The organism is Scandinavium tedordense, from assembly GCF_024764965.1.
Taxonomy (GTDB): domain Bacteria; phylum Pseudomonadota; class Gammaproteobacteria; order Enterobacterales; family Enterobacteriaceae; genus Scandinavium; species Scandinavium tedordense.
This window is the reverse complement of the sequence record NZ_JALIGG010000046.1, coordinates 25726-41697: the sequence shown is the minus strand read 5'-3', so window position 1 is coordinate 41697 and position 15972 is coordinate 25726. Positions and strand designations below refer to the sequence as shown.

18 protein-coding genes are annotated in these 15972 nt (G+C 50.7%); 5 read left to right on the top strand and 13 right to left on the bottom strand.

The window, feature by feature from the left end; genetic code table 11:
• Positions 1 to 32: 32 nt before the first annotated feature.
• From MUU46_RS01930 to MUU46_RS01920, 3 genes are read right to left on the bottom strand one after another with little or no spacing between them, the layout of a single operon-like run.
• The gene (locus tag MUU46_RS01930) at positions 33 to 794 is read right to left on the bottom strand and encodes a phage terminase small subunit (protein WP_258964608.1); all 762 of its coding nucleotides are present in this window, start codon (positions 792 to 794) and stop codon (positions 33 to 35) included.
• 3 nt (positions 795 to 797) lie between these two features.
• Positions 798 to 1979, bottom strand: coding sequence for a phage major capsid protein, P2 family (locus tag MUU46_RS01925; protein WP_258964607.1), 1182 nt, complete (start codon positions 1977 to 1979; stop codon positions 798 to 800).
• Between the two features lie 29 nt (positions 1980 to 2008).
• A complete protein-coding gene (locus tag MUU46_RS01920; protein ID WP_258964606.1) occupies positions 2009 to 2875 on the bottom strand; it encodes a GPO family capsid scaffolding protein in 867 nt (288 codons plus the stop codon).
• A gap of 166 nt (positions 2876 to 3041) precedes the next feature.
• Here MUU46_RS01920 and MUU46_RS01915 point away from each other — a divergent pair, with 166 nt between their 5' ends.
• The 3 genes from MUU46_RS01915 to MUU46_RS01905 all read left to right on the top strand — a co-directional run bounded on the left by MUU46_RS01915 (position 3042) and on the right by MUU46_RS01905 (position 8713).
• Positions 3042 to 4811: a terminase ATPase subunit family protein gene (locus MUU46_RS01915; RefSeq protein ID WP_258964605.1), complete on the top strand. Its 1770-nt coding sequence runs from the start codon at positions 3042 to 3044 to the stop codon at positions 4809 to 4811.
• Positions 4811 to 5857 carry a phage portal protein gene (locus tag MUU46_RS01910; RefSeq protein ID WP_258964604.1) on the top strand — a complete coding sequence of 349 codons (1047 nt, stop codon included), beginning with the start codon at positions 4811 to 4813 and terminating at the stop codon, positions 5855 to 5857. The genes MUU46_RS01915 and MUU46_RS01910 overlap by 1 nt, the downstream gene beginning before the upstream one ends.
• 372 nt (positions 5858 to 6229) lie before the next feature.
• Positions 6230 to 8713, top strand: coding sequence for a DEAD/DEAH box helicase family protein (locus MUU46_RS01905; RefSeq protein ID WP_258964603.1), 2484 nt, complete (start codon positions 6230 to 6232; stop codon positions 8711 to 8713).
• 63 nt (positions 8714 to 8776) lie between these two features.
• On the opposite strand, the gene MUU46_RS01900 is transcribed toward MUU46_RS01905, so the two are convergent.
• The 10 genes from MUU46_RS01900 to MUU46_RS01855 form a co-directional block, all read right to left on the bottom strand.
• Positions 8777 to 9349, bottom strand: a complete 573-nt coding sequence (locus MUU46_RS01900; RefSeq protein ID WP_258964602.1) for a DUF2975 domain-containing protein — start codon at positions 9347 to 9349, stop codon at positions 8777 to 8779.
• Between the two features lie 41 nt (positions 9350 to 9390).
• The gene (locus MUU46_RS01895) at positions 9391 to 9861 is read right to left on the bottom strand and encodes a Panacea domain-containing protein (protein WP_258964601.1); all 471 of its coding nucleotides are present in this window, start codon (positions 9859 to 9861) and stop codon (positions 9391 to 9393) included.
• Positions 9862 to 10124: 263 nt separating this feature from the next.
• Positions 10125 to 12395 carry a replication endonuclease gene (locus MUU46_RS01890; protein ID WP_374684981.1) on the bottom strand — a complete coding sequence of 757 codons (2271 nt, stop codon included), beginning with the start codon at positions 12393 to 12395 and terminating at the stop codon, positions 10125 to 10127.
• On the bottom strand, positions 12385 to 12660 hold the full coding sequence (locus MUU46_RS01885) for a DUF5405 family protein (protein ID WP_258964600.1): 276 nt from the start codon (positions 12658 to 12660) through the stop codon (positions 12385 to 12387). The genes MUU46_RS01890 and MUU46_RS01885 overlap by 11 nt, the downstream gene beginning before the upstream one ends.
• Positions 12657 to 12881, bottom strand: a complete 225-nt coding sequence (locus tag MUU46_RS01880) for a TraR/DksA C4-type zinc finger protein (RefSeq protein ID WP_258964599.1) — start codon at positions 12879 to 12881, stop codon at positions 12657 to 12659. Before MUU46_RS01880 ends, MUU46_RS01885 begins: the two co-directional genes overlap by 4 nt.
• A 13-nt stretch (positions 12882 to 12894) precedes the next feature.
• The gene (locus tag MUU46_RS01875; protein ID WP_258964598.1) at positions 12895 to 13182 is read right to left on the bottom strand and encodes a DUF5405 family protein; all 288 of its coding nucleotides are present in this window, start codon (positions 13180 to 13182) and stop codon (positions 12895 to 12897) included.
• Positions 13182 to 13403, bottom strand: coding sequence for a DUF2732 family protein (locus MUU46_RS01870; protein WP_258964597.1), 222 nt, complete (start codon positions 13401 to 13403; stop codon positions 13182 to 13184). Before MUU46_RS01870 ends, MUU46_RS01875 begins: the two co-directional genes overlap by 1 nt.
• Before the next feature lie 65 nt (positions 13404 to 13468).
• The gene (gene repB / locus MUU46_RS01865) at positions 13469 to 13969 is read right to left on the bottom strand and encodes a phage replication protein B (RefSeq protein ID WP_258964596.1); all 501 of its coding nucleotides are present in this window, start codon (positions 13967 to 13969) and stop codon (positions 13469 to 13471) included.
• A complete protein-coding gene (locus tag MUU46_RS01860) occupies positions 13960 to 14139 on the bottom strand; it encodes a hypothetical protein (protein WP_258964595.1) in 180 nt (59 codons plus the stop codon). Before MUU46_RS01860 ends, repB begins: the two co-directional genes overlap by 10 nt.
• Before the next feature lie 2 nt (positions 14140 to 14141).
• Positions 14142 to 14414 carry a Cox family DNA-binding protein gene (locus tag MUU46_RS01855; RefSeq protein ID WP_258964594.1) on the bottom strand — a complete coding sequence of 91 codons (273 nt, stop codon included), beginning with the start codon at positions 14412 to 14414 and terminating at the stop codon, positions 14142 to 14144.
• A 181-nt stretch (positions 14415 to 14595) separates the two neighbouring features.
• Here MUU46_RS01855 and MUU46_RS01850 point away from each other — a divergent pair, with 181 nt between their 5' ends.
• Together MUU46_RS01850 and MUU46_RS01845 are read left to right on the top strand one after the other, a co-directional pair.
• A complete protein-coding gene (locus MUU46_RS01850; protein WP_258964593.1) occupies positions 14596 to 14889 on the top strand; it encodes a helix-turn-helix domain-containing protein in 294 nt (97 codons plus the stop codon).
• Positions 14890 to 14958: 69 nt separating this feature from the next.
• Positions 14959 to 15939: a phage integrase gene (locus MUU46_RS01845; RefSeq protein WP_258964592.1), complete on the top strand. Its 981-nt coding sequence runs from the start codon at positions 14959 to 14961 to the stop codon at positions 15937 to 15939.
• Positions 15940 to 15972 lie beyond the last annotated feature (33 nt).

Here is a 15972-nt window from a genome sequence, read left to right as displayed (position 1 = left end):
CCAGCGTGCCGCCCGGCGCGGGGCGCATTCTGTTAACCGGCGACTTTCCTCGGGCGACCTCGCCCCCGTTTCGCCGGTGAATCGGTTGTTTTTTTGGTGGCCTTTTTCGCAGGCTTCGGCGGGGTTTTCTTCGCCGGGGCGACAGGCTTCGGCTTCAGCTCCCGACCGAGGCGCTCGATGTCTTTTTTCACCCCGCAACTGTCATCCAGCTGAATGGCGCGTTGCAGGTGCGTCATCGCCTCAGTCAGCAGACCGGCATCGCGCAGGATAAGACCGGCGACCTTATGCAGGCGGGCGCGAACCTCGTCAGGCATGTCAGCGGTGCGGGTCATCTCGATAACGGTCAGGAGCGGCTGCACATCCACCGGCTGACTGGCCGCGCGGGCGCGAAGTGCGGCCAGCGCCACCTCTTCGGCCAGCATGTACGGCGCGGTGCGCGCGTGACCGTCGGGCATCGACAGGCCAAAACGCAGCGCGTAGCGGGCAATCTCAATCGCGCCGGGAATATCCCCGGCATCGAGACGCCACAGCAGCACGGTCATCAGGATGTCATCCTGCGCCCCGGTGCCGGTCTCGAGCACGCCGGTCACCCACGGCAGGTAAAACGGCAGCAGCTCGCGCTTTTTCTCTGCCTTGCGTTCCCGGGAATGGATTTGTGAAAGCGTCCTGCGGTCTGCGGCCAGCTTCACGAGCATTTGCTCATAAGCCGTGGCATGGCGCAGCGGGCGCTGTTCCCGCTGCGATGCCTGTTCGGCCGAGACCCGCATCGCGTGACGCCGTGCGGGGCTCGCCATCGGTTACGCCTCCCCGCCGTCGGTATGCGCGTCAGCCTTTGGGGCGTCTGCATGTTGAGTGACGACCCCGGCGGTCAGCGCCTGCATAGCTTTCACCATTTCGGCCGCAAACACTTTCGCGCTCGCCGCTTCCGGGGTGGCCTCTTCGTCCTGCTCGAGGATTTCGATGTTTTCAATCAGGCAACCGGCCGCGTAATCCTCGATAACGAAATCGACTTTTACCTGCTCGTAGTTTTCCACCTGGTCGAGTTTCGGGTTTTCGACGATATGGCGGCGGTGGCCGTCTTCGTACAGGTAGATGGAAATGTTATCCAGCGTGGTGATGAAGACGCTGTTCGCCGGGAAGAACGGCGCACGCACCGCCTGAAGCTGACCGATGGTTTTCTGGCTGACAATCAGCTCTGCGGCGAGCTGTTCGCTGTTGGCCTGGAATTTGTTAATCATCGGGAAATATTTGTCGGTCAGGATACGACGGCCGCAGATGACCACCATCTCCGGGTTTTCGCGGTGAATTTCTTCAATCAGGGATTCGTGCGCATCCATCACCAGCGCATCGAGGTTGGCGTAATGCCCGCCTTTGCCGACTTTAATCGTGTCGGAAATGACGGTGCCGTCATCATCGACGACGTGCGCCATCACGCGCTCTGGCGCATCGTTGCGATACTTTTGCAGCCAGCCGACCGCCACGTCCTGAAGCAACGGGTTTTTCGTCCGGTCGGAGGTGGGGGCGCGGCTCGTGCCGTTAAACCCGATAGTGATGTAATCCAGCGCCTGACGCTTGATGATGGCGTTACGAATACGGATCTGAAAATCTTCAAATCGCGCCCACAGGTCGAGCTTGTTGTACTTCAGGTTGTAATCGAAGTTTACCGGTTTGCAGAAGTAGCGGAACGCATCCAGCTTCGAGAAGTCCGCCGTTTTGCGCTCGGTACCGCCGTCAGTGTCGGTGGTGCTGGCGATGGTGCCGGTGACATCGATGCCGACTTTTTCCTCGGTCAGCTCACCCACGGTCACCATGTTGATGAGTTGCAGGAACGAGGACGACAGCTGGATTTTGTCGAAGAGTTTCTGCGTGACGGACGGCTCGACGTTGAATTTTTTATCGAGGTCCGGCACCTCCACACCGTTCAGCTCGGCGAGGCGGGTCAGGTATTTGTTGAATTTAAAACGGGTCTCTTTACGCATTGATTTTTATCCTGTTTGAAATGGGTCAATCAGCAGTCGGTCAGCGTCACATCCGCCGCATCACCGCCGGTGCTCAGCAGGCGACGCGGCTGTTTAATGCTTTCGGTTTTGTCGAGGGTGGTTTTAATGGTGCTGAACTGCTGCGCCGCTTCATCTCCCTGCGCGGCGACGTCCTGCTTCAGGGTCACGAGTTCGGTTTCCAGTGCGGCAAAACGGATCTCCAGCGCCTCATCACCGGTCTGCACACGTTCGGCGATGGACGTCACCGCCTCATGCACATCGGCGAAACGGGCGTCATCGCTCTGTTGCTTGCGGCTGAAAATGGTTTTCACGGTGTCGGTCAGCTTATTGAGCAGGGTCTCAGGCTGGTCTTCAAACTCCAGCTCGGCGAGGGTCGCCACCGAAAACAGGTCGCCCGGCTGCTCTTTCTTGCCGTTCAGCGGGTTCGCCGTGGCGCGGCTGCAAAATTCGAGGTACTCGGTGCCGAGGCTCGCCGGGTCATCGGTGACGGCCAGCCCGGTGAGGTAGCACTTGCCGGAGTTGGCGAAGTTCGGGCGAATCTCCATCGAGGTGTAAACCTTCTGGCCTTTCGCCACCATGTCGATGAGGTTATCGAGCGGGGTGATTCTGCCAAACAGCGCCAGCTTGCCTTTCAGCACTGAGTCATCATCGATAACGTCGGCCTTCACCTCGGCAACGTCGCCATAGCGGCCGTACTGGCCGTCGGGGTTGATACTGCGGATATGTTCGAGATTAATGCGGCAACCGTAGACGCGCGGGTCAAAGGTGTCGGCCATTTCCTGAATGTCGGAAGCGCTGATGACGCGACCGTCGCAGGTGTCACCCTCGACGCCGATGCGAAACCATTTCGAGATTTTGGAGGCTTTTTTTGCCATGAGTCAGGTGTCCTGAGGTTGGGTTTTCGGGTCAGGCTTAGTTTCCCGACTCACCCCCGCAGCGGCTATCGATTGCGGATGGCGTACCCCTGACACAACAGGGCGTTAGCGATTCACCGCCCCTGTTTCTTTAGCCTTGCCCTGTATCAACCACGGCGAGGCAAACATGACCATCACCACTGAGACAACACTCCTGAGTGACCCGCGACGACAGGCGGCGCTGCTGTTCTGGCAGGGCTTTTCCGTGCCGCAAATCTCGGAGATGTTGCAGACTAAACGCCCCACGGTGCAGAGCTGGAAACAGCGCGACCAGTGGGAAGCGACCGCGCCGCTGACGCGCGTCGAAACCACGCTCGAAGCACGGCTGATTCAGCTGTATGCAAAGCCCGACCTGACGGCACACGATTTCAAGGTCGCTGATTTTCTGGCGCGACAAATGGAGCGCCTGGCACGCGTTAACCGCTACGGCCAGACCGGCAACGAGGCGGATTTAAACCCCAACGTCGCCAACCGCAACAAGGGCGAGAAGAAGAAGCCGAAAAAGAACTTTTTCAGCGATGAGGCTATCGAAAAGCTCGGGGAGATTTTCCTCGACCAGTCATTCGAGTATCAGCTCGACTGGTACCGCGCCGGGCTGGCGCACCGTATCCGTCACATCCTTAAATCCCGCCAGATTGGCGCGACGTTTTATTTTGCACGTGAAGCACTGATGCGGGCGCTGAAGACCGGCAATAACCAGATTTTCCTGTCGGCCAGTAAAACGCAGGCTTACGTGTTTCGCGAGTACATCATCCAGTTTGCGAAGCTGGCGGAGGTCGAGCTCACCGGCGACCCGATTGTCATCGGCAACAACGGCGCGAAGCTGATTTTTCTCGGCACCAACTCCAACACCGCGCAAAGCCATAACGGTGATTTGTACGTCGATGAAATTTTCTGGATCCCCAACTTCCAGCAACTGAAAAAAGTCTCATCGGGGATGTCTTCGCAGGAGCACCTGCGTACCACCTATTTTTCGACGCCTTCCTCACTAGCACACGGGGCTTATCCGTTCTGGTCAGGGGAGCAATTCAACCGCGGCCGGTCAAATGCCAGCGAGCGCGTCGACATCGATATCACGCACGCGGCACTGGCGAAGGGCGTCGCCTGCCCGGACGGCCAGTGGCGACAGATCGTCACGCTTGAGGACGCGCTCGCCAAAGGCTGCACCCTGTTTAATATCGACACCCTGCGCCGGGAAAACAGCGTCGATGACTTCCGCAACCTGTTTATGTGCGAGTTCGTCGACGATAAAGCGTCGGTATTCCCGTTCGAGGAATTACAGCGCTGCATGGTCGACAGTCTGGAGAAATGGGAAGACGTCTCCCCGTTCGCTGACCGGCCATTCGGTCACCGTCCGGTCTGGGTCGGCTATGACCCGTCATTACGCGGCGACAGTGCCGGATGTGTGGTTATCGCGCCACCAGTGGTCGCCGGGGGCAAATTCCGCATCCTTGAGCGTCACCAGTGGAAAGGCATGGACTTCGCGCAACAGGCCGAATCCATCCGCGAGCTGACACTGAAATATAACGTCGAGTACATCGGCATCGATGCGACCGGGCTCGGTCAGGGCGTTTTCCAGCTCGTGCGCTCGTTCTACCCGGCCGCGCGTGAAATCCGCTACACCCCGGAAATGAAAACCGCGATGGTACTGAAAGCCAAAGACACCATCACGCGCGGTTGTCTCGAGTATGACGTCGGCGCAACCGATCTCACGCAGTCGTTTATGTCCATCCGCAAAACCATGACCAGCAGCGGGCGCAGCGCCACCTATGAGGCCAGCCGCACTGAGGAAGCCAGTCATGCCGATCTGGCCTGGGCGACCATGCACGTCTTAATTAACGAGCCACTGACCGCCGCCAGCGGCCAGCCTTCATCCTCGATCATGGAATGGAACTGATGAGCAAACGTCACAGCAACAAGAAAAACTCGTACACCGCGAAGCCACGCCAGCATACCGCCGCGCCCGCTCAGAGCATGGAGGCGTTCACCTTCGGTGAGCCGACGGCGGTGCTCGACCGGCGCGATATTCTCGATTACGTGGAATGCGTCGATAACGGCCAGTGGTACGAGCCGCCGGTCAGTTTCTCGGGGCTGGCGAAAAGTATGCGAGCCGCCGTGCACCACAGCTCACCGATTTACGTGAAGCGTAATATTCTGGTGTCGACCTACATTCCGCACCCGAAATTATCCCGGCAGGACTTTAGCCGCTTCGTGCTCGATTTTCTGGTCTTCGGTAACGCCTTTCTCGAAATGCGCCGGAGCCTGAGCGGCAAGGCTGTCAAATTTGAAACCTCACCGGCCAAATACACCCGGCGAGGCGTCGAGGATGATGCTTACTGGTACATTCAGTCTTTCACGCAGGCGCATCAGTTCGCCCCCGGTTCGGTGTTTCACCTGCTGGAGCCAGACATCAATCAGGAGCTCTACGGCCTGCCGGAATATCTGAGCGCACTCAATTCCGCCTGGCTGAATGAATCCGCGACGCTATTTCGCCGCAAGTATTACCAGAACGGGGCGCATGCCGGGTACATCATGTACGTGACCGACGCCGCGCAAAGCAGCACCGATGTTGAAGCACTGCGCAAGGCGATGCGCGATTCGAAGGGGCTCGGGAATTTTAAAAATCTGTTTTTCTACGCGCCGAACGGCAAAGCCGACGGGATTAAAATCGTGCCGCTGAGCGAAGTCGCGACGAAAGATGATTTCTTTAACATCAAGAAAGTCAGCGCCGCCGATATGCTCGATGCACATCGCATCCCGTTCCAGCTCATGGGAGGCAAGCCGGAGAATGTCGGCTCACTCGGCGACGTTGAGAAGGTCGCGAAGGTCTTTGTGCGTAACGAGCTCAGCCCGTTACAGTCGCGCTTTATGGAGCTGAACGAATGGGCGGGCGAAGAGGTTATTCGCTTTAAAAAATACTCGCTTGAACCCGAGGACGAGTAACGATCGCAGCCGCCGAAAGGCGGCTTTTTACTGCCCCGCATCAGACGCCCACAGCAGCGCCACACGTCGACAATACACCGCGACGCCTTACGGCTCATCCGCACAGGTTACGAACTCACAGCGACGCGCTCAGACGCGAGAAAATAATTATCAGTACCACGCCGGGCGCGCAATGCTTTCCCCGCCACGCCTGCCCGCTTCAGAGGTCTGTTTTAATGCATCATTGCAATCGAGGAAAGCCACGGCCCATCAATCATCAAACTCCGTACCCAAGTAACATTTATGAATGCGATTTAATGCAACCTCATGCAAGTTGTGATAATGATCATTCAATGCGTACTACTAAGCTAATGCATAATAAGGAGATTAAAAATGTCTGGTTTTTCCCTTGACTTAACCAAGCTTACCCCTGGTGTAAATAGTGACACAGCAATTCCACCTAGAGATATATTCACAGCTCTTCCGAGCAAAGATACAAAGTTTCAATACCCCCGAGATGTGCAATCTGAGGTTTGGGAAAAATGGTATGACGCAAGGAAAAACCAAACCAATATAATCAAAATGAACACCGGAAGCGGTAAAACATCAGTTGGGTTAATAATACTTAAAAGCTGCATAAATGAAGGAGAAGGCCCGGCTGTATATGCAGTTCCTGACAACTACTTGGTTGAACAAGTTGTATTAGAAGCTAATCAACTTGGAATACCAGTAACTCAGGATGAAAGATCTCCTAAATTCATTGCAGGCAAAGAAATTCTAGTCACAAATATATTCAAACTGGTTAATGGACGTTCAGTATTTGGTGTTGGAGATGAAGGACCAAAAATCCCAATAGGCGCCATAATAATTGATGATGCTCACGCATGTCTTTCATCAATCGAAGATCAATTTTCCATTAACATACAGAAAAATAATTCTGCATACGATAGTCTTTTCAGGATATTCGAAAATTCTTTAATGACACAGGCCAGTGCAAAGACTCTAGAGATAAAATCAGGAGATAGAAATGCCTATGTCAGAGTTCCATTTTGGAAATGGCAAGAAAGTATAAATGAAATAACCAGAATATTGCTGGAAAATAAAGAACATGACGATTTAAGCTTCAAATGGCCATTAATCAAAGAGAACCTAACATTATCGAAATGTGTTGTAAGCGCTTCTAAGATTGAAATATCGCCTCACTGCATACCCATCCAAATGATACCAAGCCTATCAAATGCAAGAAGAAAAATATTCATGACCGCTACCCTGGTCGATGAGTCTATTCTCGCGAGCCACTTCGGAATCACAGATGAATCATTATCGAACCCAATCACACCCAAAACCATTGGCGATATTGGCGATAGAATGATTCTTATGCCTCAAGTTATCAATCCCAGTCTTTCCGATGTAGACATTAAAGCTATGTGTAAGGAGATATCTACCAAGCATAATGTTGTTGTAATTGTGCCCTCCGAATACAGGGCTGGATTTTGGCAAGATGTTGCAGATAGGGTATTAGATAAGGCTACGATATATCGAGGCGTACAGGAGCTGAGAGCACAGCATGTTGGTTTAGTAGTCCTCGTTAATAGATATGACGGCATCGATTTACCTAATACCGCATGCCGTCTATTGGTAATCGATGGACTTCCTGACGTTCGTAGATTGGTAGATAAAGTCACGCAAAGTTTATTGTTAGGAAGTGAAAAAACCAAAGATGAGATAATCCAAAAAATCGAACAAGGAATGGGTCGTGGAGTACGGTCAAGTGACGACTTCTGCGGTGTAATCTTACTTGGTAAGGCATTAAATGGTGCCGTTTTCCTTGGTTCCTCTTTAGATAAATTCTCTCCTGCAACAAAAGCACAAATTCAACTTTCTCAGAAATTAGTGCCCATATTACCCGATACTACAATTGATTCAATTAAAGGCGCTCTAGATTATTGCTTATTACGAAAACCAGAGTGGGCTTCCATGAGCAAAGGGGTGTTGGCTGGCTTAACAATGGAAAAAACCCAGATTGATCAGCATATAATAAACAAAAGATTGGCGTATGATTTAGCATCGCGAAATATAATGCAGCAGGCAGCATCAACATTAATAAGCGACAGTAACACAGCAGATAAAATATACAGAGGTTATTTAAAGGAACATGCAGCAGAATATGTAAACCTCTATGACAAAGCAGAGGCTCAAGTATTACTACAGTCTGCATCGAGTGATAACTACAGGGTATTAAAACCACTAATCGGCGTAACTTATAACAGGCTCAATGGTGCGGCGTTAGAACAAGCTAAAGAATGTAGCTCCTATCTCAGAAGTAGTTTTAAAACAGCGAATCAGGTCGTGGTTTATACTAATTCAATATTAGAGAGTCTTATTTTCTCTGAGGGCACATCGAACCCCTTCGAAGATGCTATTGATAAAGTGGCATATTTGATCGGATTCCGCAGTCAACGGCCAGAAAATGATACAGGGAAAGGACCTGATAACTTATGGGCAATGGGAGAAAATCATTACCTCGTAATTGAATGCAAAAATGGGGCAACCGCCGAAAGAATAAGCAAACATGATTGTAACCAATTAAATGGTTCTGGAGCATGGTTCCGAAGCATGTATGATCAAACAGCCACTTTCGACCCTGTGATGATTCATCACTCTAACTTCCCTGAATATGCAGCAACACTAAATGAAGGCTCTAGAATAATGACCATCAGAGACCTTGATAATTTTAAAGCATCTATTGTTAGCTTTATCACTGCCATTTGTACAAGTGACAAATTGCACGATGAAATATTTATAAGGGAACGTTTAATATCTTGTAAATTACGTGCATCGGATATAATTAACACCTACACACGTAAATTCCGATAAATAATGTAAAAGCCAGTACTTATAAAGTACTGGCTTTTATTTCTAGTAAATTCATGGAAGTCATTACTCTTTTTTATCACTGCCAGGCTTGACTCCACTTTTAAAAAGCCCGCTAACAACAAACCCCACCAGACCAACAATACTTACTGTCGTTGTTCCCATTAATGCGATAATGACTGTTTCTGGTGGTTCGAAATTTTTCTTAAGAACATAGAGAAATATCATACATCCTACAAAGGTACACCAGACTTTCATAAATGAGTATGTTTTGTCTGCCATTGACTTACGCAACTCATTGTCGGTGAGTACACCATCTGTTTCTGCATTTTTTCTTGCTGTTTCTGCCTGCACATCCTCAAGATTAGTTTTAAGCGCATTAACACAATGGCTTAACTCAGCAATCTGAAAATTAAGACTAGAAAGATCAAGGCGTTGCATTGCCTTACTATCTTCTTCTTCAGTTTCAATATCATCGACGACATCCTGAATAGTTTCAGGCTCGTCATCACCAAGAGGGGTTTCCTCTGCACCAGACTCTAACGCAGCGGACGCCGTGCGTAAATTGCCTTCGGCTGTTTGCAGTCGCTGGAGCAAATCAAAGTTTAGTGACGCGGAATTGTTGTTATCTTCGGACATAAAAAAACCCCATCAACAGATGGGGTTATGATAAATCGTAGTTACAACCCAATGCAATTACTATCACCTGCCAGAAGCTTTTGATAGTAATTCTGAATTAGGCCATCAGGTATGATATCGGAACTGGCTGCCATAGTTTGCTTCCAAGGAGTACCTTCACGGTGAGTAAATTCAGAAAGCTGCTCCGCTGAGTACTTCCCGTAAATGTTGAAAACATTCCCTACAAGCTGCTCAGCCCAAGGGTCTAACTCTTCAGTCAAAACCGATGGCAAAAGTATAGGCTGCTGAATTGGCGAACGGCCAAAACCTTTCAAGGAGTTGTACAACACAGGAACCACTGGTCCATAGCGCCATGCGCAAACAGGCGTAGATAGAAGCGGTTGCCCCTTATAGCCTAAGCTTATGCCATGAGCGATGTATACCAGTTTTTGTGCCTGCATTTGGGTGATTGGCGTACCGGCCTCGCAAGCAAGCTTTATAAACTTATTCGCGATATTCAACGGGCTGTACATACTCAACCTCCTTATGTTTCACAGAAACATCTTTACCAGTATGATGCTGCGAACTCTCAAATTATATCTATTCATATCAACTTATAGAGCGATGCTTGACCTGTCAATGCAATCGCGTGCGGAGTATATGTTCGATAAACCCTACAATCAATCAGCATTATCAAAAACTGCGCATTAAGCATGTATACAACGAGCAATTAACAACCAAAATACTGATCATTTATACAGTATAGCACATATTGTCTTTCAATCAACATACACCCTCAGAAACCCGGCCAATCATATGTAAGCTGATACTTGTAACTGTTTTTACCGTAGATACTCATGGCACCTCTGGCCAGAACCTCAATCTCCCAACATAGTGGAACAATGCCATGTTGCGCGAGTTCGAAACGGATTCTAGGCATTTGCTCCCGTTCAGCTTTGGTCATCCGACCCGATGGTGCAATCTGATTCTGTTTAAGCGGTTCACCGCTTCTTTGCTGCCGCATTGGTTTCGGCGCATCATGCCTTAGTGCGCCCCTGAGCACCGTCACGACTTCCGGGTCATCCCATCCAATAACTCCACTATCAACCAGATTTAACACCGCTGCGGCATGCTCAGACGGTGTAGGGGTCATAACTGGATCATCCCCGACTTTCAGCTTTCCACAGTTATTGACAGGACTCCGAGGCGCGGTGATACCGCTTTTTAAAGTCAAAGGCTCAACGGCCAAAAGCTTTGGAACAATGCGCCAGTCTGCTGACCGGGTAACGTGAATGTGATTAGCGCCGATATGCGGGGCATAAATCCCGACGATGCGCTCGATGTCTTCTTCGTAGTCGTTGACCTCATCAGTTACGTTACGGGCTACCCTGACGGTCTGGCTGTCGCGTGGCACATTCGCCCCACCCTGCGCGGCAATATATAAATCAAACTCCCCCTCATCGGCCGCAGCACGAGCCGCTTCGACGCGCTCGTCAAATTCAGAAGCGATACTGATGCCACGAGGCAGTTTGCGCAGCTCGCGATAAGCGCCCATTGTCGGCAAGCCAATCGGTTTAAATTGAGGTATGCGCCACGTCGACGCCCACGCCGTTACAGCGGCAGCGGTATCCTGTAGTGGTTTGCCGGTGTCATGATCGAGCTGGCCATCGAGGGCGTAACCGTCGATATTTTTCGCGATGTATTTTGCGATATAACCTGCCGCGCCCCCCTGATTGAGATGCTTTGCCTGAAAGCGCTGTTTCGCAGCGCCCCGCTCATCACCATCTTCTTTCAGGGCATAGCGCCGCATGATGTCGGTAATTTCTTTGCGCTGGCCGGGTTTGCAAAACAGCATCATGTGCCAGTGTGGCGTGCCGTCATGATGCGGCTCAACCACGCGCATTCCGTAAACCTGTAAATCGTTATCCTTAAACGCCGTGCGCATCAGGCTCCAGATATGGCACAGATAGCGCTGCGTATCTTTCGGGGTGTACGCCTCATCATTCCAGCCATGATTAAGCTGAACGGTTTTACTTTGCCCTTTGCCGACCTGACGAGTCGGGTGATATTTCGACGGCGCGGTCAGCGTGATAAACATCCCGACATCACCCTCACTGGCGGCATAACGCTCGATACCGGCGATAGTATTCATGAGCTCCATACGGCGGATCTCAGGGTTAGAAATACTCCCCATCACCTTACTGATGAGATCGATTCGCTCACCGGTGACTTTATTTTCGAGTTCGCAGGATTTCAGATATTCGAGGTTAGCCAGACGGCGAGAATGCACATCACGAATGGCGCTTTTGCTGGCATACGGTGAGCGGTCTTTATTCACTTCACCGGCGGCAATTAGCAACGATTCATGCCAGCGCATACGCTGCGCCTTGAATTGGTTAACCCACCACTCGTCATTGATGAGACGCGCCACGGCGGAAAATGCCTGGCGGATTGTCATCTGACCTTTGCGGTATTTCTTCCAGAAAAGTGGTGTGATATTGAATGCACGCGCCGCGCCAGCCACATGACCATAAAGGTGAGCCTGCGCCTCATCAGTAAATAGCGATTCTTTGCCGTCGTGCGCTTCCGCCCAGGCATCGCTTAATTCCTCATACATGATGAAAAGCTGCGCGGCGATGCGGGCCGCGAATTTCTTCAGCTCTTTGTCATTCATTCCCGGCAGTCGGGCGTAGTTCTCGCGCTCGGTCAGGAACAGCAGCGAAGCATCAGCATTCATTTCGTTACGCTGGTTGACGCGCTCGATGCGCGGCCATAACCGGCGCAGGAATGTCGACTTGAGGAAATACAGCCCATGCACCGGGCTTTTGTTCCGGCGTATGTAGTCATAGCGCGAGGTAAAGAGCGAGCTCAGGAAATATGGCAGGTAGTCAATCTTTGATAAAACACCTTGCACCTGACGCAGTTCGTCACGTGTAAGAGGTCTCTCGCGCCCGATGGCCTCGCGGGGCGCGTTGAACGGGTAAGCACCGACAAATGATTTGTCGGTGCTTTTGGAAAATGGCGGTGGAGGTGTAGGGGCAATGCGCCCCATTCTTTCAGCGGTCATTAACGCCAAACGCCTCCGCACACGCCTGACCGACTCGCTCAATCTGCGCCGCCAGTTCAGCGAAAGCGCGGGCTTCGCCCGTTAATGCATCATGCAACATCAGAGTCTTAACGAGCTGATCCAACTTAGTGTAATAGCCGACGACATCCAGCCATTCATTACCGGCATTTTTCCCGGTTTTGGCTATTTTCTTCTCCTGCAAAATAAACTGAAACGGGTCACTAGTGACGACATAGCGGTCGCCAATCTCGATGCGAATGCTCATGCCTGCCCCCGGTAGTGTCTGGCGTTGGCTTCCAGTAGCGATTGACAATGAACGCAGCGCAGAGCTGTCGGGTGGGCGGCGCGACGTTCAGCCGGAATTGACCGGTCACAATCAACACAAACCAAAACAGCAGCGCCACCCGATTTCAGACGTGCGGCATCGACATGACGGGCCAGTGATTCGGCCTGTAGCTCCTGAACGTGATCCATATAATCTGGCATTGTCCTGACTCCTTTATGCATTCAGCTTGTTGAGCTCAGTCCGACAGGCGGCGCTCAACTCTTCGGTTAATGTGGCAAACTCATCAAAACTGGTTATCTGCTTTAAATAGATGGCGCGTTTAAGAAGCAAATTGACCATGTCCGACAAGAGATGTAATTGGTTCGCGTAGATAGCAATAACAGCCTCGATTTTTTCGCCGGTGCCTTTATCGCGTTTAATATCCTTCAGTGCTAAATCACCGTTATCCATTACAGTGACCTTTAGCCAGTTATTCAGTAATACGGACTTGTGCGTAGCCATTAGCAGCACTCCCCACGCAACAGCCCCGCATTATGAAACTGAGTTGATTCCTGACTGAGTAACTCGACAATCTCAACCTTGTTCAGCTCACGCTCGGCGATGTGGCGAATCAGCCCGTCAAGATGAGATGAGAATTTCGTCGCAGCATCCGCCTGCGCCTCAGCTCTGGCCTGCTGTAACAACAAAGAGAACTTAGCGCACTGCTTTCCTGTTTTAGTCATAACGACTTTCTCCAGATAAAAGGAAGCCCCGCACAATCAAGTGCGTTAAAAATACGGGTAATTAATTAATGCAGATATTGCTCGGGCTTAACCGATGTCAAAATTGTTGGAGCATGTTCAAACAAGCTGAATAATTCACGCAATGCGCGGAATAACTTCTCGCGCCAATAACATGAATCCTCATCAATACGCCAGTAAGGCTGATTAAATTCTTTCTCGGTTAAACCGGCATGCATAAATAAACTGCGACGCTGGCTTACAGTTAAATAACTGATATAGGCAATTTCACTCGCCCCCACCTGACGACGTTTTGAAAATGCTGCACGCAGCTCATCAATCGCACAAGCCAAGCGTTCTCGGTCCACGTCCCCCATCTCTTCAAATCGCATAGTTGCGTGGCGCTGTTTTAACTGCGCATGAAAACAAACGGTCAGGCGCTCACGCTCCATCATCTTGTTGAAAAAATCGCAGCTTTCCTGCCAGCGCGGAGCTGCAAGATATCGACCGACCAAACCGCGCAAACCTTCCGGCTGCTGAGCAACCACAGCGAGCGTCATCACAGCCATTTCCAGAACCTCCGGGTTTTCATGAGTACGATAGCCGTGCTGATCACACTCGGCTTACGAGTGCGGATAATGATTCCTTTACGACCTCGACCGTGGGTGATGGTGAAATTAATCGGGGTTAGGCTCTGCTGGTTACGCAGAAGCTGAGCAATGCAACGAGGCTCTTTCATAGTTAGAGGCCCATCCACAAAAGCCAAGCGTCACGTTGTTCAGGCGGGCGATTATAATAGGCCTCGCGAACCCCTCGATTAAATTCCGGCACATATACCAACTTGTCACCAGCGCGAGCATTTGGCTTTGCTGGATCGCGAAGCTCAATAATTGGCAGCTTGTTAGCTTTAAGCATTTCAACCACTGCGGTGCGTGGTTTTCCTAGCAATTCCGCGAATTTATCAGGATGAACCGCATCTAGCGGATACTGGATTAAGTATTCTTTTGCTTCCATCGTTAAACCCTCATTTTTGCGCTGCCGCCGTTGTCTGGTGCCGACTTCGTGCTAACCTTTCAAGATCCAGCCCTTTAGAAACCGCTTGAGAACGCTCACGGCGGCTGGTTTCATGCCCCAAAAGGTTCTGAATGAATGACCTTTTGGTGTGAATATAGTCATTGAGTCAGGACCGTGTCAAATGAATCTTGCACAGAAGCTACGTGCCATAAGGAAAGCTGAGGGATTAACTCAAGCTAAATTCTGCGAAATCAGCGGGATTGCATTAGGAACATTAAAAAACTACGAAGGTGGTCATCAAGAACCTGGCATACAAGTTGTAATGCAAGTAACTAACTCGAAGCAGTTTGAAAAATATACGCTTTGGCTAATGACAGGTAATACCGCCCCGCAAGCTGGTCAAATCTCACCGGCTTTCGCACACATTGGGCAAGATCCAACAAAATCAGGCCAATCCGAAAAACAGACTGGCTAACACTATATAAACATTACATTTTCACCATTTGTTACCAAGACGAGATAAACAGTGCCGGAGGGCTTTCTTATGTCAATTAAGAAGCTCGATGATGGTCGCTATGAAGTGGACATTAGACCGCGCGGGCGCGAAGGACGTCGCATTCGCCGGAAGTTTGATAGAAAGGCTGAGGCTGTCGCGTTTGAGCGTTACACGCTGGCAAATGCAAGCCAAAAAGAATGGGCAGGGCAACGGGCTGATCGCCGTTTGCTGACTGAATTGCTGCAAGTGTGGTGGCAGTATCACGGGCAGAACCATGAACACGGTAAGAAGGAATTTAATCACCTGCTGAAGACGATTAACACCCTAGGCGATATGACCATCAATAGGCTGAGTAAACGAATTTTGATGGATTATCGTTCCGCCCGGCTGAGTGATGGCATCAGCGCATCAACAATTAATCGTGATATGTACCGTTTTTCAGGCATGTTCACGAAGCTGATCCAGTTGGAGGAAATGAGAGGAGAGCATCCGGTCCACGGTTTACCACCACTGGCGGAAACCAACCCAGAAATGACGTTCCTGGAAAGGTTTGAAATAGGCAAATTGCTAGATGCATTAAGCGGCGACGCTCGCCTGATAGCATTACTTGGCATAAGTACAGGTGGACGCTGGTCAGAACTGGTCACGTTAAAACCTTCTCAGGTGGTCAATTGCCGCATTACGTTCCTGAAAACGAAAAACGGCAAAAAGCGTACGGTACCGATATCGCCAGAATTGGAAAAAATGATTAAGAAGGAGGCAAGCGCGAAGTTGTTCAAAGTGGACTATGAGAAATTCTGCAAGGTGCTGCGGATGGTTAAGCCAGACATCCCGCCAAATCAGGCAACGCACATCCTGCGCCACACCTTCGCAAGTCATTTTATGATGAACGGAGGGAACATAATTGCGCTTCAGCAAATACTGGGTCACGCGAACATACAGCAAACGATGGTTTATGCGCATCTGTCGCCAGATTATCTACAAAATGCTGTTGCATTAAATCCGCTGGCCGGTGGTGTTTCGTTGTAAGAGGTTGAGCGACCCCGAGTGTCCACATCGTGT